This window comes from Streptomyces sp. NPDC048514 (assembly GCF_043199955.1).
GTDB lineage: Bacteria > Actinomycetota > Actinomycetes > Streptomycetales > Streptomycetaceae > Streptomyces.
Window position 1 is genome coordinate 47,655 of sequence record NZ_JBICWT010000016.1, and the last position, 22,235, is coordinate 69,889.

The 22,235-nt window shown below is 71.2% G+C and carries 16 protein-coding genes; 13 read left to right on the plus strand and 3 right to left on the minus strand.

Going from position 1 to position 22,235, the window contains the following annotated elements:
- Positions 1-118: 118 nt before the first annotated feature.
- The 11 genes from uvrC (at position 119) to pgi (ending at position 15,052) form a co-directional block, all read left to right on the plus strand.
- Entirely contained in the window at positions 119-2,512 is a 2,394-nt protein-coding gene (gene uvrC, locus ACGFT2_RS31135) for an excinuclease ABC subunit UvrC (protein WP_393284749.1), read from the plus strand.
- Positions 2,509-3,609 (plus strand): RNase adapter RapZ, encoded by a 1,101-nt coding sequence (rapZ, locus tag ACGFT2_RS31140; protein ID WP_393284752.1) that lies wholly within the window; start codon positions 2,509-2,511, stop codon positions 3,607-3,609. The genes uvrC and rapZ overlap by 4 nt, the downstream gene beginning before the upstream one ends.
- Positions 3,606-4,700 carry a uridine diphosphate-N-acetylglucosamine-binding protein YvcK gene (gene yvcK / locus ACGFT2_RS31145; protein ID WP_393284754.1) on the plus strand — a complete coding sequence of 365 codons (1,095 nt, stop codon included), beginning with the start codon at positions 3,606-3,608 and terminating at the stop codon, positions 4,698-4,700. The genes rapZ and yvcK overlap by 4 nt, the downstream gene beginning before the upstream one ends.
- On the plus strand, positions 4,691-5,680 hold the full coding sequence (whiA, locus tag ACGFT2_RS31150) for a DNA-binding protein WhiA (RefSeq protein ID WP_030809753.1): 990 nt from the start codon (positions 4,691-4,693) through the stop codon (positions 5,678-5,680). Before yvcK ends, whiA begins: the two co-directional genes overlap by 10 nt.
- Before the next feature lie 173 nt (positions 5,681-5,853).
- Positions 5,854-8,808 carry a M14 family zinc carboxypeptidase gene (locus ACGFT2_RS31155; protein WP_393284757.1) on the plus strand — a complete coding sequence of 985 codons (2,955 nt, stop codon included), beginning with the start codon at positions 5,854-5,856 and terminating at the stop codon, positions 8,806-8,808.
- Between the two features lie 297 nt (positions 8,809-9,105).
- On the plus strand, positions 9,106-10,116 hold the full coding sequence (gap, locus tag ACGFT2_RS31160) for a type I glyceraldehyde-3-phosphate dehydrogenase (RefSeq protein ID WP_393284761.1): 1,011 nt from the start codon (positions 9,106-9,108) through the stop codon (positions 10,114-10,116).
- Between the two features lie 135 nt (positions 10,117-10,251).
- Complete coding sequence (locus tag ACGFT2_RS31165; RefSeq protein ID WP_393284763.1) at positions 10,252-11,463, plus strand: phosphoglycerate kinase; 1,212 nt, start codon at positions 10,252-10,254, stop codon at positions 11,461-11,463.
- 5 nt (positions 11,464-11,468) lie between these two features.
- Positions 11,469-12,245 (plus strand): triose-phosphate isomerase, encoded by a 777-nt coding sequence (gene tpiA / locus ACGFT2_RS31170; RefSeq protein WP_393284765.1) that lies wholly within the window; start codon positions 11,469-11,471, stop codon positions 12,243-12,245.
- A 107-nt stretch (positions 12,246-12,352) separates the two neighbouring features.
- Complete coding sequence (gene secG / locus ACGFT2_RS31175) at positions 12,353-12,589, plus strand: preprotein translocase subunit SecG (RefSeq protein ID WP_393284768.1); 237 nt, start codon at positions 12,353-12,355, stop codon at positions 12,587-12,589.
- Positions 12,590-12,822: 233 nt separating this feature from the next.
- The gene (locus tag ACGFT2_RS31180; protein ID WP_003957010.1) at positions 12,823-13,158 is read left to right on the plus strand and encodes an RNA polymerase-binding protein RbpA; all 336 of its coding nucleotides are present in this window, start codon (positions 12,823-12,825) and stop codon (positions 13,156-13,158) included.
- Between the two features lie 241 nt (positions 13,159-13,399).
- Complete coding sequence (gene pgi / locus ACGFT2_RS31185; protein ID WP_393284771.1) at positions 13,400-15,052, plus strand: glucose-6-phosphate isomerase; 1,653 nt, start codon at positions 13,400-13,402, stop codon at positions 15,050-15,052.
- Between the two features lie 241 nt (positions 15,053-15,293).
- Here pgi and ACGFT2_RS31190 read toward each other — a convergent pair whose 3' ends face one another.
- The 3 genes from ACGFT2_RS31190 to ACGFT2_RS31200 are packed head-to-tail and all read right to left on the minus strand — an operon-like array spanning position 15,294 to position 18,896.
- Positions 15,294-17,576 (minus strand): ABC transporter permease, encoded by a 2,283-nt coding sequence (locus tag ACGFT2_RS31190; RefSeq protein ID WP_393284774.1) that lies wholly within the window; start codon positions 17,574-17,576, stop codon positions 15,294-15,296.
- Between the two features lie 55 nt (positions 17,577-17,631).
- Positions 17,632-18,384, minus strand: a complete 753-nt coding sequence (locus ACGFT2_RS31195; RefSeq protein ID WP_393284776.1) for an ABC transporter ATP-binding protein — start codon at positions 18,382-18,384, stop codon at positions 17,632-17,634.
- A complete protein-coding gene (locus ACGFT2_RS31200) occupies positions 18,381-18,896 on the minus strand; it encodes a PadR family transcriptional regulator (RefSeq protein WP_393284779.1) in 516 nt (171 codons plus the stop codon). The genes ACGFT2_RS31195 and ACGFT2_RS31200 overlap by 4 nt, the downstream gene beginning before the upstream one ends.
- 123 nt (positions 18,897-19,019) lie before the next feature.
- Here ACGFT2_RS31200 and ACGFT2_RS31205 point away from each other — a divergent pair, with 123 nt between their 5' ends.
- On the plus strand, positions 19,020-20,291 hold the full coding sequence (locus ACGFT2_RS31205; protein ID WP_393284782.1) for an ABC transporter substrate-binding protein: 1,272 nt from the start codon (positions 19,020-19,022) through the stop codon (positions 20,289-20,291).
- Positions 20,292-20,600: 309 nt separating this feature from the next.
- Positions 20,601-22,223 carry a glycoside hydrolase family 13 protein gene (locus ACGFT2_RS31210; RefSeq protein WP_393284785.1) on the plus strand — a complete coding sequence of 541 codons (1,623 nt, stop codon included), beginning with the start codon at positions 20,601-20,603 and terminating at the stop codon, positions 22,221-22,223.
- Positions 22,224-22,235 lie beyond the last annotated feature (12 nt).

Below are 22,235 nucleotides of genomic sequence, written 5' to 3' on the forward strand. Positions count from 1 at the left end.
GGCGGGTGACGGAGCGCACACCGTCCACGGCCCGACGTGCCGGTGCGGGGGCCGTACGGGTGTGGGCGTTGTCCACAGGCCCGACGCGCTGTCGGTGCTCGCCAGTAGGGTGTGAGACATGGCCGATCCCTCCAGCTACCGCCCCAGGCCGGGTGAGATCCCGGACTCTCCCGGGGTGTACAGGTTCCGTGACGAGCACCGCCGGGTGATCTACGTCGGAAAGGCGAAGAGCCTCCGCCAGCGCCTGGCGAACTACTTCCAGGACCTGTCGGGCCTGCACCCGCGCACCCGGACGATGGTGACCACCGCCGCGTCCGTGGAGTGGACCGTGGTGTCCACGGAGGTCGAAGCGCTGCAGCTGGAGTACTCCTGGATCAAGGAATACGACCCCCGGTTCAACGTCAAGTACCGCGACGACAAGAGCTACCCGTATCTCGCGGTGACGATGAACGACGAGTTCCCGCGCGTACAGGTGATGCGCGGTCACAAGAAGAAGGGCGTCCGGTACTTCGGTCCGTACGCGCATGCGTGGGCCATCCGGGACACCGTCGATCTGCTGCTGCGCGTCTTCCCGGTGCGCACGTGCTCGGCCGGCGTCTTCAAGAACGCAGCCCGCACCGGCCGCCCCTGCCTGCTCGGCTACATCGGCAAGTGCTCCGCCCCCTGCGTCGGCCGGATCACCCCGGAGGACCACTGGGAGCTGGCCGACGAGTTCTGCGACTTCATGGCCGGCCGGACCGGCACCTACCTCCGCCGTCTGGAGAAGCAGATGGTGGAGGCGGCCGAGGAGATGGAGTACGAACGGGCCGCCCGCCTGCGCGACGACATCGAGGCCCTGAAGAAGGCCATGGAGAAGAACGCGGTCGTCCTCGCCGACGCCACGGACGCCGACCTCATCGCCGTCGCCGAGGACGAGCTGGAGGCGGCCGTGCAGATCTTCCACGTGCGCGGCGGCCGGGTGCGCGGCCAGCGCGGCTGGGTGACCGACAAGGTCGAGGAGGTCACTACGGGCGCCCTGGTCGAGCACGCCCTGCAGCAGTTGTACGGCGAGGAGAGCGGGGACGCGGTGCCGAAGGAGGTCCTGGTCCCGGCGCTCCCCGAGCCGGTCGAGCCGGTCCAGGAGTGGCTGACCGGCCGCCGTGGGTCGATCGTCTCGCTGCGCATTCCGCAGCGGGGCGACAAGAAGGCGCTCATGGAGACCGTGCAGCGCAACGCCCAGCAGGCCCTGGTGCTGCACAAGACCAAGCGCGCCTCCGACCTGACCACGCGGTCACGCGCGCTGGAGGAGATCGCCGAGGCGCTCGACCTGGACAGCGCTCCGCTGCGCATCGAGTGCTACGACATCTCGCACCTCCAGGGGGACGACGTGGTCGCCTCCATGGTGGTCTTCGAGGACGGCCTGCAGCGCAAGAGCGAGTACCGGCGCTTCCAGATCAAGGGGTTCGCCGGGCAGGACGACGTCCGCTCCATGCACGAGGTGATCACCCGCCGCTTCAAGCGTTACCTCGCGGAGAAGCAGAAGACGGGGGAGTGGGCCGAGGGGGCGGACGCGGAGAACGGCCTCACCGCCGTCGACGGCCCCGCCACCGGCGACCAAGCGGCCATCGCCGCCGGCGGCCAAGCGGTCACCGGCGACCAAGCGGCCACCGCCACCGGCGGCCAAGCGGTCATCGGCGACCAAGCGGCCACCGCCACCGGCGGCCAAGCGGTCACCGGCGACCAAGCGATCACCGGCGGCTTGGCGGCCACCGGCGGTCAGGTGCTCACCGACGGGCAGGACGACACCGGGACGCACCGGGTCGACGGCACGGACGGCTTCACCGGGGCGCCTACGGGGGAGGGGGCCACCGGCAGCCTCGAGGAGGACGTAACCCTCGACAGTCCCGGAGAGGACGGGAGCTCCGGTGCTCTCAAGGACGAGGACGGCCGGCCCAAGAAGTTCGCCTACCCGCCTCAGCTCGTGGTCGTCGACGGCGGTCAGCCGCAGGTCGCGGCGGCCCAGCGTGCCCTGGACGAGCTGGGCATCGACGACATCGCCGTCTGCGGTCTCGCCAAGCGCCTGGAGGAGGTCTGGGTACCCGGCGAGGACGACCCGGTGGTCCTGCCGCGCACCAGCGAGGGTCTCTATCTGCTCCAGCGCGTCCGTGACGAGGCCCACCGCTTCGCCATCACCTACCAGCGCACCAAGCGGGCCAAGCGCTTCCGGTCCGGCCCGCTGGACGACGTCCCCGGTCTCGGTGAGACCCGCAAACAGGCGCTCATCAAGCATTTCGGTTCGGTGAAGAGGCTGCGGTCCGCCACAATCGAGCAGATCCAGGAAGTGCCCGGGATAGGCCGGAAGACGGCCGAGACGATCGCCGTGGCCCTCGCCCAGGCGGCCCCGGCCGCACCCGCCGTGAACACGGCGACCGGAGAGATCATTGAGGACGAGGAACCCGATACGACGGGGGGTTCCTCGGGGGAGCCCGTGACCGCGGGCCACCCGGACGAACGACGGGGGCAGGAGACATGAGCGAGCACGACGCACAGCCCACAGCGCGGCGAGATCAGACGCACGGCGACCCGGGCGACGACGTCCTACGGCACGACGCAGGCCAGGACGCCGGCCGGGACACGGGCCAGGACACCGGCCGGGACACGGGCCACGACGCCGTCCACGGCGCGGGCCACGACGCCGGCCAGGACACGGGCCAGGACGACGGAGCACAGGTGAGTACGGGCAGCGACACAGCCGGGGTCCCGGAAGCGGCCATCCCGGAGCTGGTGATCATCTCCGGGATGTCCGGAGCGGGCCGGTCGACGGCCGCCAAGTGTCTGGAGGACCTCGGCTGGTTCGTCGTGGACAACCTCCCGCCCGCGCTCATCCCCACCATGGTGGAGCTGGGCGCCCGCTCCCAGGGCAATGTGGCGCGCATCGCGGTCGTCGTGGACGTGCGGGGCCGCCGCTTCTTCGACAACCTGCGCGAGTCCCTGGCCGATCTGGAGGCGAAGAACGTCACCCGGCGGATCGTCTTCCTGGAGTCCTCCGACGAGGCGCTCGTGCGCCGCTTCGAGTCGGTGCGCCGTCCGCACCCCCTGCAGGGCGACGGCCGCATCGTGGACGGTATCGCCGCGGAGCGCGAGCTGCTGCGCGAGCTGCGCGGGGACGCCGACCTGGTGATCGACACCTCCAGCCTCAACGTGCACGAGCTGCGGGCCAAGATGGACGCCCAGTTCGCCGGTGAGGAGGAGCCCGAGCTGCGGGCCACGGTGATGTCCTTCGGCTTCAAGTACGGCCTGCCGGTCGACGCCGACCTCGTGGCGGACATGCGGTTCCTGCCCAACCCGCACTGGGTCCCCGAGCTGCGTCCGTACACCGGGCTCAACGAGGAGGTCGCGGCCTACGTCTTCAACCAGCCCGGCGCGAAGGAGTTCCTCGACCGGTACGCCGAACTGCTGCGGCTGATCGCCGCCGGCTACCGCCGCGAGGGCAAGCGGTACGTGACCATCGCCATCGGCTGTACCGGCGGCAAGCACCGCTCGGTCGCGATGTCGGAGAAGCTCGCCGCGCGCCTCGCGGCCGAGGGCGTGGAGACGGTGGTCGTGCACCGGGACATGGGACGGGAATGACGGACCGTACACGGCGGCTGAGCAGGCTGCGCCGGGTGGTGCCGGAAGGGCGCGCGGGCCGCGCCGCGGCCGAGGGCGGCGCCGCCAGGCCCGCCGCGGCCCGCGGCGGGCGCGCCCGGCGCCGGGGCGCCCAGCCCAAGGTCGTCGCCCTCGGCGGCGGGATGGGGCTGTCCGCCTCGCTCGCCGCGCTGCGCCGGATCACCGGCGACCTCACCGCCGTCGTCACCGTGGCCGACGACGGCGGCTCCAGCGGCCGGCTGCGCGACGAGCTGGGCGTGTTGCCGCCCGGCGACCTGCGCAAGGCGCTGGCCGCGCTGTGCGGCGACGACGACTGGGGCCAGACCTGGGCCCGGGTCATCCAGCACCGCTTCAAGTCCAAGGGCGACCTGCACGACCACGCGGTGGGAAACGTGCTGATCGTCGCCCTGTGGGAGCAGCTGGGCGACCATGTCCAGGCCCTGGACCTGGTGGGCAAGCTGCTCGGTGCGCACGGACGCGTGCTGCCCATGTCCGCCGTGCCGCTGGAGCTGCAGGCCCTGGTCAAGGGGCACGATCCGGAGCGCCCGGACGACGTGGACACCGTGCGCGGTCAGGCGACCGTCGCGCTCACACCGGGCGAGGTGCAGTCGGTGCACCTCGTGCCCAACGACCCGCCCGCCGTCCCCGAGGCGGTCGCCGCGGTGCTGGACGCGGACTGGGTGGTGCTCGGGCCCGGTTCCTGGTTCTCCTCGGTGATCCCGCACCTTCTCGTGCCGGATCTGCTGGACGCACTGACCGAGACGAAGGCCCGCAAGGTCCTCTCCCTGAACCTCGCTCCCCAGCCCGGAGAAACCGAGGGCTTCTCCCCGCAACGTCATTTGGAGGTTTTGGGGCGACACGCCCCTAAACTCGCCCTGGACGTGGTGCTGGCCGACGAGGCCGCCGTGCCCGACCGCGACTTGCTCACCGAGGCCGCCAAGCGGCTGGGAGCCGCGGTCGAGCTGGCGCCGGTCGCCCGGACCGACGGAAGCCCCCGGCACGACCCGGAGCTGTTGGCCGCCGCGTACGACCGTATTTTTCGGATGCATGGAAGGATCGGCCCATGGCGATGACGGCAGCGGTGAAGGACGAGATCTCTCGGCTCCCCGTCACCCGGACCTGCTGCAGGAAGGCGGAGGTCTCCGCCATTCTGCGGTTCGCCGGCGGCCTCCACCTGGTGAGCGGGCGCATCGTGATCGAGGCGGAGCTGGACACCGCGATGGCCGCCCGCCGCCTCAAGCGGGACATCCTGGAGATCTTCGGCCACAGCTCCGAGCTGATCGTGATGGCGCCCGGCGGCCTGCGCCGCGGCTCGCGGTACGTCGTGCGGGTGGTCGCGGGCGGTGACCAGCTGGCGCGCCAGACGGGCCTGGTGGACGGCCGGGGACGGCCGATCCGCGGGCTGCCCCCGCAGGTGGTCTCCGGGGCCACCTGTGACGCGGAGGCGGCCTGGCGCGGGGCGTTCCTGGCGCACGGTTCGCTGACCGAGCCGGGCCGTTCCTCCTCCCTGGAGGTGACCTGCCCGGGCCCCGAGGCGGCGCTGGCGCTGGTCGGTGCCGCCCGCCGGCTGTCGATCGCCGCCAAGGCCCGCGAGGTCCGCGGTGTGGACCGGGTGGTCGTCCGTGACGGTGACGCGATCGGCGCGCTGCTGACCCGGCTCGGCGCGCACGAGTCCGTGCTGGCCTGGGAGGAGCGCCGGATGCGGCGCGAGGTGCGGGCCACCGCCAACCGGCTCGCCAACTTCGACGACGCCAACCTCCGCCGCTCGGCGCGCGCCGCCGTGGCCGCAGGTGCCCGGGTGCAGCGGGCCCTGGAGATCCTGGGCGAGGAGGTGCCCGAGCACCTCGCCGCCGCCGGGCGGCTGCGCATGGAGCACAAGCAGGCCTCGCTGGAGGAGCTGGGCGCGCTCGCCGACCCGCCGCTGACGAAGGACGCGGTCGCGGGCCGGATCCGCCGGCTGCTGGCGATGGCCGACAAGCGCGCCTCGGACCTGGGCATCCCCAGCACGGAGGCCAACCTCTCGGAGGAGCTGGCGGACAACCTGGCCGGCTGACCGTCCCACGTCGACACGCCGGTGCCGACGGCCACTCGGGCCGTCGGGCACCGGCCCCCCCCGTCCGGCCGAACCTGGTTTGCCTGTCCGCGAGGCGCTCTTGACTCGATCAAGAAGTGACATGAGCCTGGCAACCTGTTCGCCGCTGTGGCGGACCACCGCTAGGGGGGTTCATGCGACACAGAGCGAGATCGATCCTCGCTGTCGGCGCGCTTCTGATCGGCGGAGCGAGCCTTGCACCCGTAGCCCAGGCACAGAGCGTAAACCCGGCGAAGCCCGACCCCGGTGAGGTCAAGGTCTTCCGTGCCGACGTCACGAAACAGCAGGTACCCCTGCTCCTCGAGGCCGGCCAGGACAGCCGTGAACTCGGCGAGCAGGTCAAGGGGGGCGGCAGGACCGAGGTCGAGGTCTACCTCACCGACCGGCAGGCGGCGAACCTCCGAAAGCGGGGCGTCGACCTCACCGAGCACACCCTCGCGGCGAAGGCGAAGGCACGCGCCGAGGACGCCGCCCAGGGCGTGTTCCGGCCGTACAGCGGAAGCGGCGGGCTCCGGGAGGAGATCCTGCGGACGGCCCGGGACAACCCCGGCCTCACCAAGGTCGAGTCCATCGGCAAGACGCTCAAGGGCCAGGACATCCTCGCGCTCAAGCTGACCCGTAACGCGAAGAAGTCCAAAGACGGTTCCAAGCCGTCCGTGCTGTACATGTCCAACCAGCACGCGCGCGAGTGGATCACGCCGGAGATGACCCGGCGGCTGCTCCACTACTACCTGGACCACTACGGGACCGACCGGCGGGTCAAGAAGATCGTCGACTCGACCGAGCTGTGGTTCGTGCTCTCGGCCAACCCGGACGGCTACGACTACACCTTCCAGGACCCGGGCAACCGCCTGTGGCGCAAGAACCTCCGGGACGTCAACGGCGACGGCGTCATCGGCACCGGGGACGGCGTCGACCTGAATCGTAACTTCGCCTACAAGTGGGGTTACGACGACGAGGGTTCGTCCCCCAACCCCACCAGCGAGACCTACCGCGGCGCGAGCCCCGCGTCGGAGCCGGAGACCAGGGCGCTGGACGCCTTCGAGAAGCGCGTCGGCTTCGCCTACGGCATCAACTACCACTCGGCAGCCGAACTCCTCCTCTACGGCGTCGGCTGGCAGGTGGCCACCCCGACCCCGGACGACGTCCTCTACAAGGCGCTCGCCGGCACCCCTGGGAACCCGGCGATCCCGGGCTACCGCTCGCAGGTCTCCTCCGAGCTGTACACCACCAACGGCGAGGCGGACGGCCACGCGTCGAACGTCAACGGGATGGCGATGTTCACCCCCGAGATGTCGACCTGCCAGACCGCCTCGGACATCGACCCGAACGACGCCTGGAAGGCCGGGGACTGCCAGTCGGTCTTCAACTTCCCCGACGACGAGAAGCTGATCCGGCAGGAGTTCGAGAAGAACGTCCCGTTCGCGCTCTCCGTCGCGGAGACCGCGGTACATCCGGACAAGCCGGTCTCCTCCGTCGGCCTGAGCGCCGCCGACTTCACCCCGGCGGCCTTCACCACGTCGTACTCGCGGGGCGCGGACCAGGAGGTCTCGGTCGTCGTCCGCAAGGCGGTCCGGGACAAGGAGCTCAAGTACCGCGTCAACGGCGGCCGTACGCTCGACCAGACGCTCAGGCACTTCAACGGCGGCCGGGTCTACGGCGGTGAGGACGATCTCTACTTCGACGAATACCGGGCCAGGGTGCAGGACGGCGAGCCGGGCGACGAGGTCGAGGTGTGGTTCACGGGCGAGACGAAGGCCGGCAGGAAGGTCTCCAGCGCCCACTTCACCTACACGGTCGCCGAGCGGCCCAAGGCGGACACCCTCGTGGTCGCCGAGGAGGGCACGGCCGCCACGCAGGCGCAGACGTACGTGGACGCGCTGAAGGCGGCCGGGCACCGGGCGATCGTCTGGGACGTGGCCACCCAGGGCGCCCCGGACGCGCTCGGCGTGCTCGCGCACTTCCGCACGGTCGTGCACTACTCCGGCGCCAAGGGCCCGGCCAACCCCACCCAGCTCCAGCTGCGCGCCTACCTCAACGAGGGCGGCGGCCTGATCGAGGCCGGCGAACTGTCCGGCGGCAGCGTCGACCTCGGCGACGGCACCCCGTCGAACGACTTCAGCCAGTACTACCTGGGCGCCTACAGCCGCACGTCGACAAAGGGCGCCACCGGGCTGACCGGCTCCGGCGCGCTGGACGGCTTCGCCGGCGCCCTCGGCGACGCGCCCGGCAACCCGCTGGACAAGGCCGGTACCTACGGCGTCACCTCCGAGGAACTGCCGGTGGCCACCTACCCGCAGTTCAGGAGCGCCGGCGCGGGCCGGTTCGCCGGGACCGTCAACCCCTACGGGCCGTACGCGGGATCCGCGATGGCCGCCGCCGTACACACCGACGACTCCTACAAGCGACTGACCCGCACGATCGACCTCACCGGCGTCGGCGCCGCCGACAAGCCGGCCCTGAGCACCCGGCTGCTGTGGGACACCGAACCCGGCTACGACCACGCGGTGGTGGAGGCGCACACCGTGGGGGCCGACGACTGGACGACCCTGCCCGAGGTCTCGGGCGCCACGAAGACGGCCGTACCGGCCGAGTGCGGCGCCGGATTCCTGATCGGCGAGCACCCCTGGCTCGAGCACTATCTGACCCTCAAGGGCAACGAGTGCACCGCGACCGGCACCACCGGCTCCTGGAACAGCCTCACCGGCAGTTCCGCCGGGTGGCAGCAGGTCGCCTTCGACCTGAACCCCTACGCCGGCAAGTCGGTCGAGGTCTCGATCAGCTACGTCACCGACCCCGGCAGCGGGGGACACGGTGTCCTCGCCGACGACGCCTCGCTGGTCGTCGGCGGCGCGGCGAAGGAGACCGAGGGATTCGAGACGTCCCTCGGTGCCTGGAGGGTGGCCGGCCCGCCCGCCGGCAGCCCGGCGGCCCTGAAGGACTGGACGCGCACCGGGACCCTGTTCCAGACGTACGGAGCGGTCACCACGGAGGACACGGTGCTGCTCGGCTTCGGTCTGGAACAGGTGCCGTCGGCGGCCGATCGGGCGGTCCTGCTGAGGAAGGCGTTCGCCTCCCTCGACAGGTGAGCGGAACCCCCTCTCAACGGTGCAGAGAAGGGGTAGTCGACAGGTGAGCCGACCCGCTCACGAACGAGTGAAAACGCCGTCAGCAAGGGGCGGCATTACATAACAAATACGGGTGAAGCCACTGCCGATCCCTGGCGGTCCGTACCCCTACTGGTGGGTACGGACCGCCTGCCCTCTATGCGGCATCTCGATGTCACTCCGGGGGCCTCAGAGAGGTAGGGTCGGTGGTGGTCGGGGACATCCCAAATACAGCTCGCCGGCACCGCATGGCCGGCGTACCAACGAGGAGATCGGTTCGTGACGATCCGCGTAGGCATCAACGGCTTCGGCCGCATCGGCCGTAACTACTTCCGCGCGCTGCTGGAGCAGGGTGCAGACATCGAGGTTGTGGCTGTCAACGACCTGGGTGACACGGCGACCACCGCCCACCTGCTGAAGTACGACACGATCCTGGGCCGCCTCAAGCAGGAGGTCTCGCACACCGCCGACACGATCACCGTCGACGGCCGCACCATCAAGGTGCTCTCGGAGCGCAACCCGGCCGAGATCCCCTGGGGCGAGCTGGGCGTCGACATCGTCATCGAGTCGACCGGCATCTTCACGAAGAAGGACGACGCCGCGAAGCACATCGCGGGCGGCGCCAAGAAGGTCCTCATCTCGGCTCCGGCCAAGGACGAGGACATCACGATCGTGATGGGCGTCAACCAGGACAAGTACGACCCGGCGCAGCACCACGTCATCTCCAACGCCTCCTGCACCACCAACTGTGTGGCGCCGATGGCGAAGGTCCTCGACGAGAACTTCGGCATCGTCAAGGGTCTGATGACCACGGTGCACGCGTACACGAACGACCAGCGCATCCTGGACTTCCCGCACAAGGACCTGCGCCGCGCGCGTGCCGCCGCCGAGAACATCATCCCGACCACCACCGGTGCCGCCAAGGCCACCGCCCTGGTCCTCCCGCAGCTCAAGGGCAAGCTGGACGGCATCGCGATGCGCGTCCCGGTCCCGACGGGCTCGGCCACCGACCTGGTCGTGACGCTCCAGCGCGAGGTCACCAAGGACGAGGTCAACGCCGCGTTCAAGAAGGCGTCCGAGGACGGCGACCTCAAGGGCTACCTGTCCTACACCGAGGACGAGATCGTCTCCTCGGACATCGTCGGCGACCCGGCCTCCTGCACCTTCGACTCCTCCCTGACCATGGTCCAGGAGGGCAACTCGGTGAAGATCCTCGGCTGGTACGACAACGAGTGGGGCTACTCCAACCGCCTCGTCGACCTCACGGTCTTCGTCGGCAACCAGCTCTGATCGCCGCAGCCGAATCTTGAAGTGAGAGCAGGGCCCGGGCAGCGCACCGCCGCGCTGCCCGGGCCCTGCTCTCACGTGCGGACCACGCCCTTTTACGATCAGGTGCACCACGAGCTCTCCTCAGGAGTCCACCCCATGAAGACGATCGACGAACTTCTCGCCGACGGCGTGAGCGGCAAGCGGGTCTTCGTCCGCGCCGATCTCAACGTGCCGCTGGCCGACGGAACGATCACCGACGACGGCCGCATCCGTGCCGTCCTGCCCACCGTCAAGGCCCTCACCGACGCGGGCGCCAAGGTGATCGTCGCCTCGCACCTGGGCCGCCCCAAGGGTGCCCCGGACCCCGCCTTCTCGCTGCTGCCCGCCGCCGAGCGCCTCGGCGAACTGCTCGGCGCCCCGGTCGCCTTCGCCCAGGACACCGTCGGTCCCGCCGCCCACGACGCCGTGGACGGCCTCCAGCCCGGCCAGGTCGCGGTGATCGAGAACCTGCGCTTCAACCCCGGTGAGACCGCCAAGGACGACACCGAGCGGGGCGAGTTCGCCGACCGGCTGGCCGCCCTCGCCGACGTCTACGTCGGTGACGGCTTCGGCGCGGTCCACCGCAAGCACGCCTCCGTCTACGACCTCCCGGCGCGGCTGCCGCACTACGCCGGCTACCTGATCGCCACCGAGGTCGGCGTGCTGAAGAAGCTCACCGACGACGTCAAGCGCCCCTACGTCGTCGCGCTCGGCGGCGCCAAGGTCTCCGACAAGCTCGCCGTCATCGACCAGCTGCTCGGCAAGGCCGACCGCCTCCTCATCGGCGGCGGCATGGCCTACACCTTCCTCAAGGCCAAGGGCTACGAGGTCGGCATCTCCCTCCTGCAGGAGGACCAGGTGCCGGTCGTCACCGAGTACATGGAGCGCGCCGAGAAGAACGGCGTGAAGCTGGTCCTCCCCGTCGACGTCGTGGTCGCCGGGGAGTTCCCGGACCTGAAGACCAAGGCGCCGACCCAGAACACCGTGGTCGACGCGGACAAGATCCCCGCCGACCAGGAGGGCCTGGACATCGGCCCGAAGACCCGAGAGCTGTACGCCTCGGCGCTCGCCGACGCCGAGACCGTCTTCTGGAACGGTCCCATGGGCGTCTTCGAGCACCCCGACTACGCCGAGGGCACCAAGGCGGTCGCCCAGGCCCTCGTCGACTCGGACGGCTTCACCGTCGTCGGTGGCGGTGACTCCGCCGCGGCCGTGCGTACGCTCGGCTTCGACGAGAACGCATTCGGCCACATCTCGACCGGTGGCGGCGCCTCCCTCGAATACCTCGAGGGCAAGACGCTCCCCGGCCTCGCCGCACTGGAGGACTGACCTCAATGAGCACGCGCACGCCGCTGATGGCGGGCAACTGGAAGATGAACCTCAACCACCTCGAGGCCATCGCGCACGTCCAGAAGCTCGCCTTCGCCCTGGCCGACAAGGACTACGAGGCGGTCGAGGTCGCCGTCCTGCCGCCCTTCACCGACCTGCGCTCCGTGCAGACCCTGGTCGACGGCGACAAGCTCAAGATCAAGTACGGTGCCCAGGACATTTCGCAGCACGACTCCGGTGCCTACACCGGCGAGATCTCCGGTCCGATGCTGGCCAAGCTGAAGTGCTCCTTCGTGGCCGTCGGCCACTCCGAGCGCCGCCAGTACCACAACGAGACCGACGAGATCGTCAACGCCAAGGTCAAGGCCGCCTACAAGCACGGCCTGACCCCGATCCTGTGTGTCGGCGAGGAGCTGGACGTCCGCGAGGCGGGCAACCACGTCGGCCACACCCTCGCGCAGGTCGAGGGCGGGCTGAAGGACGTGCCCGCCGAGCAGGCCGAGACCGTCGTGATCGCATACGAGCCCGTGTGGGCCATCGGCACCGGCAAGGTCTGCGGCGCCGAGGACGCCCAGGAGGTCTGCGCCGCCATCCGCGCCAAGATCGCCGAGCTGTACTCGCAGGAGCTGGCCGACCGGGTCCGCATCCAGTACGGCGGCTCCGTGAAGTCCGGCAACGTCGCCGAGATCATGGCCCAGGCCGACATCGACGGCGCGCTGGTGGGCGGTGCCTCGTTGGACGCCGACGAGTTCGTCAAGATCGTGCGCTTCCGCGATCAGTAGGACGAGCTGCGAGTAGGCGGCAGCGGCGATACGTCGTACCCTTGCGGGGGCACAGCCGTGTGCTGTGCCCCCGTCGTCCATCCGTATCCGAGGAAGTTGGTCCAGCCGTGGTTCTGGGGTTCTCGATCGCCCTGATCGTCTTCAGCCTGCTGATGATGCTGCTGGTGCTGATGCACAAGGGGAAGGGCGGCGGCCTCTCCGACATGTTCGGTGGCGGCATGCAGTCCTCCGTCGGCGGTTCCTCGGTCGCCGAGCGCAACCTTGACCGGATCACCATCGTGGTCGGCCTGCTGTGGTTCGCGTGCATCATCGTGCTCGCGCTTCTGATGAAGTCGAACAACTGACGGCACATGCGAACAGCTGGCGTGAACACCGCGTACAGCATGTACATTCCGCACGTAACGCCCCATGTTCGGTACGCGCCCGCGAGCGCGGCCTATCATGGGGCTTGCGTCTATGTGTGGGGGCTGTAACTCCAATCACTGGACGCGCGTTGGGCCTTACGTAGACTGAGGCGCTCGCGGCGAGGCGGAACGCCGAATCGCTTCGCGGCACCATCACGCAGGGAGTTACGACCGTGGCAAGTGGCAACGCGATCCGAGGAAGCCGGGTCGGGGCGGGGCCGATGGGCGAGGCCGAGCGTGGCGAGTCCGCGCCGCGCCTGCGCATCTCCTTCTGGTGCTCCAACGGGCACGAGACGCAGCCGAGCTTCGCCAGCGACGCTCAGGTCCCCGACACCTGGGACTGCCCGCGCTGCGGCTTCCCGGCCGGCCAGGACCGGGACAACCCGCCGGACCCGCCGCGCACCGAGCCGTACAAGACGCACCTCGCGTACGTACGGGAGCGGCGCAGCGACGCGGACGGCGAGGCGATCCTCGCCGAGGCGCTCGCCAAACTGCGAGGCGAGATCTAGTACTTCTCACCGGCCGGGTGCCCACGGGCGCCTGGCCGGAACCGTTTCCGCGCCCAGGGACCAGGCCGGTCGCGAGACGGGGGACAGACATGCGCCCGCGCGGTAGGAGGACCCTCGCACGACCACGGGACGGACCGACCGGTCGTCGCCGGCGGGCACAGCGTCGCGACCGCTCATCGCGTGCACTGATCAACTAGGTTGGAACAGTTGGGACAGGCACGAAAGAAGGCTGAAGTCGCAAATGAACGCAGACGGCCGTACCAGGCTCAACCAGACCCCCGAATGGACCGCTCTCGCCAAGCACCGGGAGGAGCTGGCCGACACCCATCTGAGGGACCTGTTCGCCGCCGATCCGCAGCGCGGTGACACCTGCACGCTCCAGGTCGGCGACCTGTACATCGACTACTCGAAGCACCTGGTCACCGACGAGACGCTGCGGCTGCTGCGCGAGCTGGCCGCCGCCACCGGTGTGTTCGCGTTGCGGGACGCCATGTTCCGCGGCGAGCGGATCAACGTCACCGAGGACCGGGCGGTGCTGCACACCGCGCTGCGCGCCCCGCGGGACGCGGTGATCGAGGTCGACGGCGAGAACGTGGTGCCGCAGGTGCACGCGGTCCTGGACAAGATGGCCGGCTTCGCCGACCGGGTCCGCTCCGGGGAGTGGACCGGACACACCGGCAAGCGGATCAGGAACGTCGTCAACATCGGCATCGGCGGCTCCGACCTCGGCCCCGCCATGGCCTACGAGGTGCTCCGCAGCTTCACCGACCGCGACCTGACGGTCCGCTTCGTGTCGAACGTGGACGGCGCCGACCTGCACGAGGCCACCCGCGACCTGGACCCGGCCGAGACGCTGTTCGTCATCGCGTCCAAGACGTTCACCACGATCGAGACGATCACCAACGCCACCTCGGCCCGCTCCTGGCTGCTGGACGCGCTCGGTGCCGAGTCGGCGGTGGCCAAGCACTTCGTGGCCCTGTCGACCAATGCCGGGAAGGTCGCCGAGTTCGGCATCGACACGGCCAACATGTTCGAGTTCTGGGACTGGGTCGGCGGCCGGTACTCGTACGACTCGGCCATCGGACTCTCCCTGATGATCGCCATCGGGCCCGACCGGTTCCGGGAGATGCTGGACGGTTTCCGCCTGGTCGACGACCACTTCCGCACCGCACCCGCCGAGGCCAACGCCCCGCTGCTGCTCGGCCTGCTGGGCATCTGGTACGACAACTTCCACGATGCCCAGTCGCACGCGGTCCTGCCGTACAGCCACTACCTCTCCAGGTTCACGGCCTACCTCCAGCAGCTGGACATGGAGTCCAACGGCAAGCACGTGGCCCGTGACGGCAAGCAGGTCGACTGGCAGACCGGGCCGGTCGTGTGGGGCACGCCCGGCACCAACGGGCAGCACGCCTACTACCAGTTGATCCACCAGGGCACCAAGCTGATCCCGGCGGACTTCATCGGCTTCGCCGAGCCGGTCGCGGAGCTGAGCGGTGAACTGAAGGCGCAGCACGATCTGCTGATGGCCAACTTCTTCGCCCAGACCCAGGCCCTCGCCTTCGGCAAGACCGCCGAGGAGGTCCGGGCCGAAGGGGTGCCGGACGAGCTGGTCCCGCACAAGTCGTTCCAGGGCAACCGGCCGACGACGACCATCCTGGCCAGGGAACTCACCCCTTCCGTCCTCGGCCAGCTGGTCGCCCTCTACGAACACAAGGTGTTCACGCAGGGCGCGGTGTGGGACATCGACTCCTTCGACCAGTGGGGCGTGGAACTGGGCAAGGTGCTCGCCAAGCGCGTCGAGCCGGCGCTGACCGAGGGCGCGGAGGTGCCCGGCCTGGACGCGTCGACCAAGGCGCTGGTCGCCAAGTACCGGGAACTGCGCGGCCGACGCTGACCGGCGGCCCGGCCCGGCCCGGGCGAACGTGGGACACGGTCTACGCACGGTCGCCCGTGTCCCGCACGCTCCGGACCGCCCCGCCGTGCCCCCCCCCGTGTCCCGCACGCTCCGGACCGCCCCGCCGTGAACATCCTGCGCACCCCTCGGCATGCGCCCGGGCGGCCACAGCGCAGGCGGTGTACGCCCGAACGCCCGGAACCCGTACGGAGGTTGACCGTAGGTCCCGCAGTTCGGCGGCTCAGGCCACCGCGCTCAGCGTGTCCGCGAGCCGCTTGCGGGCCGTGCGAGCAGCGGGGAGTGCGGCCAGTCCCGCCGCCCCCAGCACGGCGGCGGCACCCACCAGGAGCAGCAGCCCGGGGGAGGGTGACTGGGCGATCCCGGCGCCGATGCCGCTCGAGCTGCCCTCGGCGTCGATCAGCCGGTGGGCCAGCGGAAGGCCCAGCACCGTACCGGCGACGGCCGCGGACAGGGCCGTGCAGCTCATCGCCGTGACGGTGATCGCGGTGATCTGCCGCGGGGACATGCCGATCGCCCGCAGCGCCAGCACGTCCCGCTCGCCCTCGCGGACGATGCCGCCGATCGCGGTGAGCAGCTCGACCAGCCCGATGAGGGCCAGGACGGCGATCAGCCCGGCGACGACCGCACGCAGCGGGGACAGCCCGTCGGCCGGGTTCGTCACGGGATGCACGTCCAGGTGGCCCCGGGCGGCCGTGGTGAGCGCGGTGGCCACGCGGTCCGGGTCGGCGCCGGGACGCAGGCGCAGTTCGTAGAAGGCCGGGGCCAGCCCGGGGTCGTTCTCGCGGAGGGTGTCCAGGGAGGTCGTCACCACCCGGCCGGCGTTCCGCGGTTCGAGACTGCGGCCGACGATGTGCAGGATCTGCGGCCGGTCGCCGACCGTCATCCGCACCCAGTCGCCGACCCGCACCCCCAGCAGGTCGAGCAGGCCCTGGCCGGCCACCGCCTCGTCCGGCCCGCGTGCGGCACGGCCGTCGGCGAGCGCGTAGGGGTAGGGCTCGCCGCGGGTGCCGACGCCGCGCAGTGCGATGGTGCCGGTCTGGCCGGGCACCAGCGCGGCCACCTCGACCCCGGGGTAGGCGGCGGCGACCCGGGAGTCACGGGTCAGCAGGGCGCGTACCCGGGCCGGGTCCGCTGTGCCGTCCGCGCGGGCCGTGAGCGCGGTGGGCAGGCCCACCCGCTCGGGACTGCTGTGGAACCGGTCGATCGTGGTCCACGCGCTCAGCGCCACCACGATCAGCAGCAGTGGCAGCGTCAGCCGGGCCACGGTCGCCAGTGACCGGCCGCGTCCGGTGAACGCCCGGTGGCAGCCGAGGACGAGCGCGGCCGGCAACCGCACGCCCAGGGCCCGCCGGGCCAGTCCGGTCAGCCGCCCGCCGGCGGGGGCGGACGGTCGCGGCACGGGAACCGGCGGCACCCGCCCCGCCCGCCAGGCCGCGAGCCCCGTGGTCAGGGCGATCAGCAGCACCGTGCCCACGGGCACCAGGCAGAGCGCCAGGCTGTGCCCGGGCAGCCCCTGCCACACGCCCACGGCGTCCCCGAGCCGCCCCGGTATCCGGCGGCCCAGAACCTCGGTGAGCGCCGCGGCGGACACGGATCCGAACACGGCGTACGCGAGGTGCTGGAGCAGGAAGACCCGCACCACCTGGCCCGGCGTGAAGCCGATCGCCTTGAGCACCGACAGGTCCCGCAGATGGCCGCGGATCCGGGTGGCGATCGCCCCGTGCACCGCGAATCCGGCGGCGACCAGAGCGCCGAGTCCGAACAGCCCGAGCACCTGCCCGAGCAGCCGGTTGTCGCCCTGGGCCGCGGAGCGCGCCTGCTGCCAGGTGGACACCTCGTCGACGGCGCCCGCGCCCAGCACGGTGACGGCGCGCTGCACCGCGTAGTCCGTGTCGTCCGGATCGCCCAGCCGCAGCCCGGTCACCTGGCCGCCGGGGGCGCGCACGGCGGACGGCAGGGCCCACACCAGACCCGGCTGCTCGCCCGGGCCGTAGCGGGGCTCGGCGCTGTCGGCGATGCCCTCGACGGTGAGGGTGCGGGCGGTGCCGGGCAGGGTGAGGGTGTCCCCGGGCTCGGCCAGCAGGGCGCGGGCCAGGCCGCTCTCCAGCACCACACCGTCCGGCTCGGCCGCGTCCAGCCAGTGTCCGGCGGTGAGCAGCGGGCGGCCCACGGCGGGCAGGCGCGCAAGTCCGCGCAGCTCCACGGAGGCGCGGATGCCACGCGAGGAGACCGTGGCGGCCTCGGTGCGGTAGGGGCCGGCGACGGAGTCGACGCCGGGCAGCCGGGCGAGCCCCCGGGCGTCGGTGGACGCGGCGGTGTGGATCCACACGTGCGCCCCGCGGGCCTGGGTGAAGACGCGCTGCCAGGGGTTCGTGGCGTAGCCGAACAGGGCGGTGGCCAGCAGCAGCGAGGCGACGATGCCGGCGGTGGCCAGCACGAGGAAGAGCGCCTCGCCGCGATGCGTGCGCAGGTCGGAGTGCGCCCAGCGCAGGGTGGCTCGCACGCGCCTCAGCCCCTTGCCCCGCGCGGCACCGTCACACACGTCGCCGGCCGCGCCATCAGTCCCTCAGCTCCAGCACACCGGAGATGCCCCCGCGGCGGGGCGGCCCGCCGTCCAGAGCGGCGTCGTCGGCTATCCGGCCGTCGAAGAAGCTGATCACACGGTCGGCGGCGCTCGCCAGCCGGGCGTCATGGGTGACGAGGACGATGCTCTGCCCGCGCCCGTGGAAGCGGGACAGCAGCCGCATCACCTCGCGGGTGCCCTTGCTGTCGAGGCTGCCGGCGGGCTCGTCGGCGAGGAGCAGCGGCGGATGGTTGACCAGGGCCCGGGCGAGCGCGACCCGCTGCTGCTCACCGCCGGACAGCTCGCCGGGCATGCTGCGTTCCTTGCCCTGCAGGCCCAGCTCGGCGAGCAGGGCCTCGCGCTCGGCGCGGGCCTTCTTCGGCGGGACGCCGGCCAGCAGGGCGGGCAGTTCGACGTTGTCGGCGACGGACAGGTTCGACACCAGGTTGAAGAACTGGAAGACGATGCCGACGGCCCTGCGGCGCTCCACCGCCCAGCGCGCCTCGCCGAAGGAGTCCGTGCACCGGCCGTCGAGCCAGATGCTGCCCTCGTCCGGCCGCTGCAGGCCGCCCAGCAGGTGCAGCAGCGTCGACTTGCCCGCGCCCGACGGGCCGGTGATCGCCACGAACTCGCCGCGCGCCACGGCCAGGTCGATGCCGCGCACGGCGCGGACCGGCGCGCCCTCGCCGTGGTGGGTCTTCACCAGTCCTTCGGCACGCAGCAGGGGACCGGCAGAGCCGTCGCTCATTCCAGCTCCTCCAGTTCCTCCTGGCACCGCTCCAGCCAGTCGAGGTCGGCCTGCAGATGCAGCATCGCGCCCTCGATGAGCAGGTGGGCGATTCGGTTGTCCCGGTTCTCGGCCGCGGCCAGCTTGGACAGATTGCGCATGGTGTTGAGGTACTGGCGCCGCTGTCTGTTGATGAGGGCTATCTGGTCGGTGAGACCGGTCTGCGGGGCGAGGGCGAGCTTCATGAAGAACTCGTCCCGTACCCGAGGCTCGTCCTCGGTCTCCTCGAACCAGGCGTGCAGCGCCTCGCGCCCGGCGTCGGTGAGGTGGTAGACCTTCTTGTTGGGCCGGCTGGACTGCTCGATGTCCTCGCCCTCGATCAGTCCCGACTTCTCGAGGCGGCCGAGGGTGACGTAGATCTGGCCGACGTTCGGCTGAGGGTACGCGGCGCCCAGCAGTTGCTCAAGGTCCTGCTTCAGCTCGTAGCCGTGGGCCGGGCCGCGGGCCAGGAGTGCCAGGAGGGGCAGGCGCACTCGTGCTGTCCTCCTGTCTGCTCAATGTGCTCCAGGCCCTAGTATCGCTCATACCTAACAGGTATACATGGCCTCTGATCCCGGGCGAGGGTGCCCGCGATGCCGGTGTACAGGGAGGAACCTATGCGGTGGATGCACGCCGCCGGTAGGGGCCTTCTCGTTCTCGTCGTGATCATGGCAGGGTACGTCGCCTCCGGCGCCCGTGCCGACGAGGGCGGCGCCCAGGGCCGCGGACCACTCACCCTGGCCACGGCCGGCGACCTCACCGGCTATCTCGGCCCGCTCCTGCGGGGCTGGAACCGCGCCCATCCCGGCGAGAAGGTCACGCTCGTCGAGCTGCCGGACTCCGCCGACGAGACCCATGCGCAGATGACCACCGACCTGCGCGGCGGCGACCGCGGCCGCTTCGACGTACTGAACATCGACGTCAACTGGACCTCGGAGTTCGCGGCGGCCGGCTGGATCCGCCCACTTCCCCGTGCCCGCTTCCCGCTGCGGAGCCTCCTGCCGCCGGTCGTGGACACGGCAACCTACGACGGACGCCTGTACGCCGTGCCGTACGTCACCAACGCCGGGCTCCTGCTGTACCGCAAGGACGTCCTCGCCGAGGAGGGCGTCCGGCCGCCGCGGACCTGGGCCGAGCTGGAGCACGACGCGAAGACGCTCGCGCCGAGGCACGGTCTGGGTGGTTACGCCGGCCAGTTCCTGCCCTACGAGGGCCTCACCGTCAACGCGGCCGAGGCCGTCTACTCGGCGGGCGGCACGATCCTCGGCGCCGAGGGCACCCGCGTCACCGTCGACTCGGCCGCCGCCCGCGAGGGCATCGGCTTCCTCGCGCGGGGGGTCCGGGAGGGCTGGATCCCGAAACAGGCGCTGACGTACAAGGAGGAGGAGTCCAAACAGGCCTTCCAGGACGGCCATCTGCTCTTCCTGCGCAACTGGCCCTACGTCTACGCCGTCGCCTCCGCCAAGGGGTCGAAGGTCGCCGGGAAGATCGGCGCGGTACCGCTGCCCGGGCCCGACGGGCCGGGGACGAGCGTCCTCGGCGGCTCCAACCTCGCGGTCAACGCCCACACCCGCCACCCAGACTCCGCCGCACGTCTGATCGCCTACCTCACCAGCGAGCCCGTCCAGCGCCAGGTGCTCACCCGCGGCGCACTGCCGCCGGTGCGCGCCGCGCTGTACGCGGATCCCGCGCTGGTGCGGCGGTTCCCCTATCTGCCGACCCTGCGTACCGCCGTCCTCACCGCCGCCCCGCGCCCCAAGAGCGCGCACTACGACCAGGTCAGCCTGGTGGTGCAGGCGGTCGTCCAGGACGCGCTCACCGGGCGCCTGACACCGGGGCAGGCCGTGCGCAGGCTGGCGCGCGAACTCGACGCGATCGCGCGCCGCTAGTCGGCTCCACGCGCCGCCGGTCGGCTCCACGCGCCGCCGGTCGGCTCCACGCGCCGCCGGTCGGCTCCACGCGCCGCCGGTCGGCTCCACGCGCCGCCGGTCATGCGTCGGGCGCCGCCGCCCACTCGATCCCGCGGATAGTTACGTGTTAAGTAACGCCACCATCACGACTGCGGTTGCCTTGTTCTGAAATGCCCTGATTCCAGAGGATGACCAGCCGGTAGCTTCCGTTCATTTCATTGACACCTGTGCGCGACGCCTACCTAACATGCATGCACAACAGCCCCCCTCAGAGACAGGTCCACAGGGTTGAACAGGCAACATTGGTGGCGCGACGCGGTGATCTACCAGGTGTACGTCCGCAGCTTCCTGGACAGCACCGGCGACGGCATCGGCGACCTGGCCGGCGTCCGGGCCGGCCTGCCGTACCTGAAGAAGCTCGGCGTCGACGGCATCTGGCTGAGCCCGTTCTACCCCTCGCCGCAGCACGACCACGGCTACGACGTGGCCGACTACCGCGGCGTCGACCCGGTCTTCGGCGACCTCGACGAGTTCGGCCTGCTCATGGCCGCCGCCCGGCGGCTCGGCATCAAGGTGCTCCTCGACATCGTCCCCAACCACTGCTCCAGCGAGCACCCGTGGTTCCGCGAGGCCCTGGCCGGCGCACCCGGCAGCCCGGCCCGCGCCCGCTTCCACTTCGCCGACGGCCGCGGCCCCGAGGGCGCCGAACCGCCCAACAACTGGCACGCCATGTTCGGCGGCCCGGCCTGGACCCGGGTCACGGAGCCCGACGGCCGCCCGGGCCAGTGGTACCTGCACATGTTCACGCCCGAGCAGCCCGACTGGAACTGGCGGGAACCGGAGATACCCGCGGAGTTCGACCGCGTCCTGCGGTTCTGGCTCGACCGCGGCGTGGACGGCTTCCGGATCGATGTGGCGGCCGGGCTGTACAAGCACCCCGAGCTGCCCGACTCCGACGACCCCGAGGCCGACGCCCGCACCCGCGACTCCGTCAACCCGCTGGCCTGGAACCGGCCCGAGGTGCACGACGTGTGGCGGCAGTGGCGCGCCACCTGCGAGGAGTACACCGCCCGGGACGGCCGCGAACGCCTCCTCGTCGGCGAGGTCTCCGTCCCCACCGCCCGCGAACACGCTCGCTACGTCCGCCCCGACGAACTCCACCAGGCCTTCTTCTTCGACCTGCTCGGCGCCCCCTGGGACGCCGAGGCCTTCCGCAAGGTCATCACCGAGGCCATGCAGGACATAGCCGGCACCGGCTCGACCGTCACCTGGGTCCTCAACAACCACGACCAGGTCCGCACCGTCACCCGGTACGGCGAACCCGCCGTCGAGGGCAGCGGCCTCGGCCCCGCCCGCGCCCGGGCCGCCGCCCTGCTGATGCTGGCGCTGCCCGGGGCCGCGTACATCTACCAGGGCGAGGAGCTGGGGCTGCCGGAGGTCGTCGACCTGCCCGACGACGTGCTGACCGACCCGATCTTCCACCGCACCGGCAGCCGCGCCCGCATCCGCGACGGCTGCCGGGTGCCGCTGCCCTGGTCCGGGCAGGCCTCCCCGTTCGGCTTCACCTCCGGCGCGGAGGGCGCCAAGCCGTGGCTGCCGCAGCCCGAGTACTTCGCCGAGTACGCCACCGACCGCGCCCTCGCCGACACCCGCTCCTTCTGGCACCTGTACCGCGACGGACTCCAGCTGCGGCACTCCCTGCCCCAGCTGGGCGAGGGCACGCTGCGCTGGCTGGACACCCAGCCCGGCGTCCTCGGCTTCGTGCGCGGCGACGGACTCGTCTGCGCCGTCAACTTCGGGACCGCACCCTCCCCCGCGCCGGTCTCCGGCACCCCCCTGCTCGCCAGCGGCCCCTGCCCGCCCGGCGTCCTGCCCGGCTCCACGGCGGCCTGGTGGCTGAACGACCTCTGATCCGCCGTCAAC

Bases quoted from the DNA above. Each gene is read 5' to 3' on its own strand.
- uvrC (WP_393284749.1), top strand. From the start codon at position 119: ATGGCCGATCCCTCCAGCTACCGCCCCAGGCCGGGTGAGATCCCGGAC.
- rapZ (WP_393284752.1), top strand. From the start codon at position 2,509: ATGAGCGAGCACGACGCACAGCCCACAGCGCGGCGAGATCAGACGCAC.
- yvcK (WP_393284754.1), top strand. From the start codon at position 3,606: ATGACGGACCGTACACGGCGGCTGAGCAGGCTGCGCCGGGTGGTGCCG.
- whiA (WP_030809753.1), top strand. From the start codon at position 4,691: ATGGCGATGACGGCAGCGGTGAAGGACGAGATCTCTCGGCTCCCCGTC.
- ACGFT2_RS31155 (WP_393284757.1), top strand. From the start codon at position 5,854: ATGCGACACAGAGCGAGATCGATCCTCGCTGTCGGCGCGCTTCTGATC.
- ACGFT2_RS31165 (WP_393284763.1), top strand. From the start codon at position 10,252: ATGAAGACGATCGACGAACTTCTCGCCGACGGCGTGAGCGGCAAGCGG.
- tpiA (WP_393284765.1), top strand. From the start codon at position 11,469: ATGAGCACGCGCACGCCGCTGATGGCGGGCAACTGGAAGATGAACCTC.
- pgi (WP_393284771.1), top strand. From the start codon at position 13,400: ATGAACGCAGACGGCCGTACCAGGCTCAACCAGACCCCCGAATGGACC.
- ACGFT2_RS31195 (WP_393284776.1), bottom strand. From the start codon at position 18,384: ATGAGCGACGGCTCTGCCGGTCCCCTGCTGCGTGCCGAAGGACTGGTG.
- ACGFT2_RS31205 (WP_393284782.1), top strand. From the start codon at position 19,020: ATGCGGTGGATGCACGCCGCCGGTAGGGGCCTTCTCGTTCTCGTCGTG.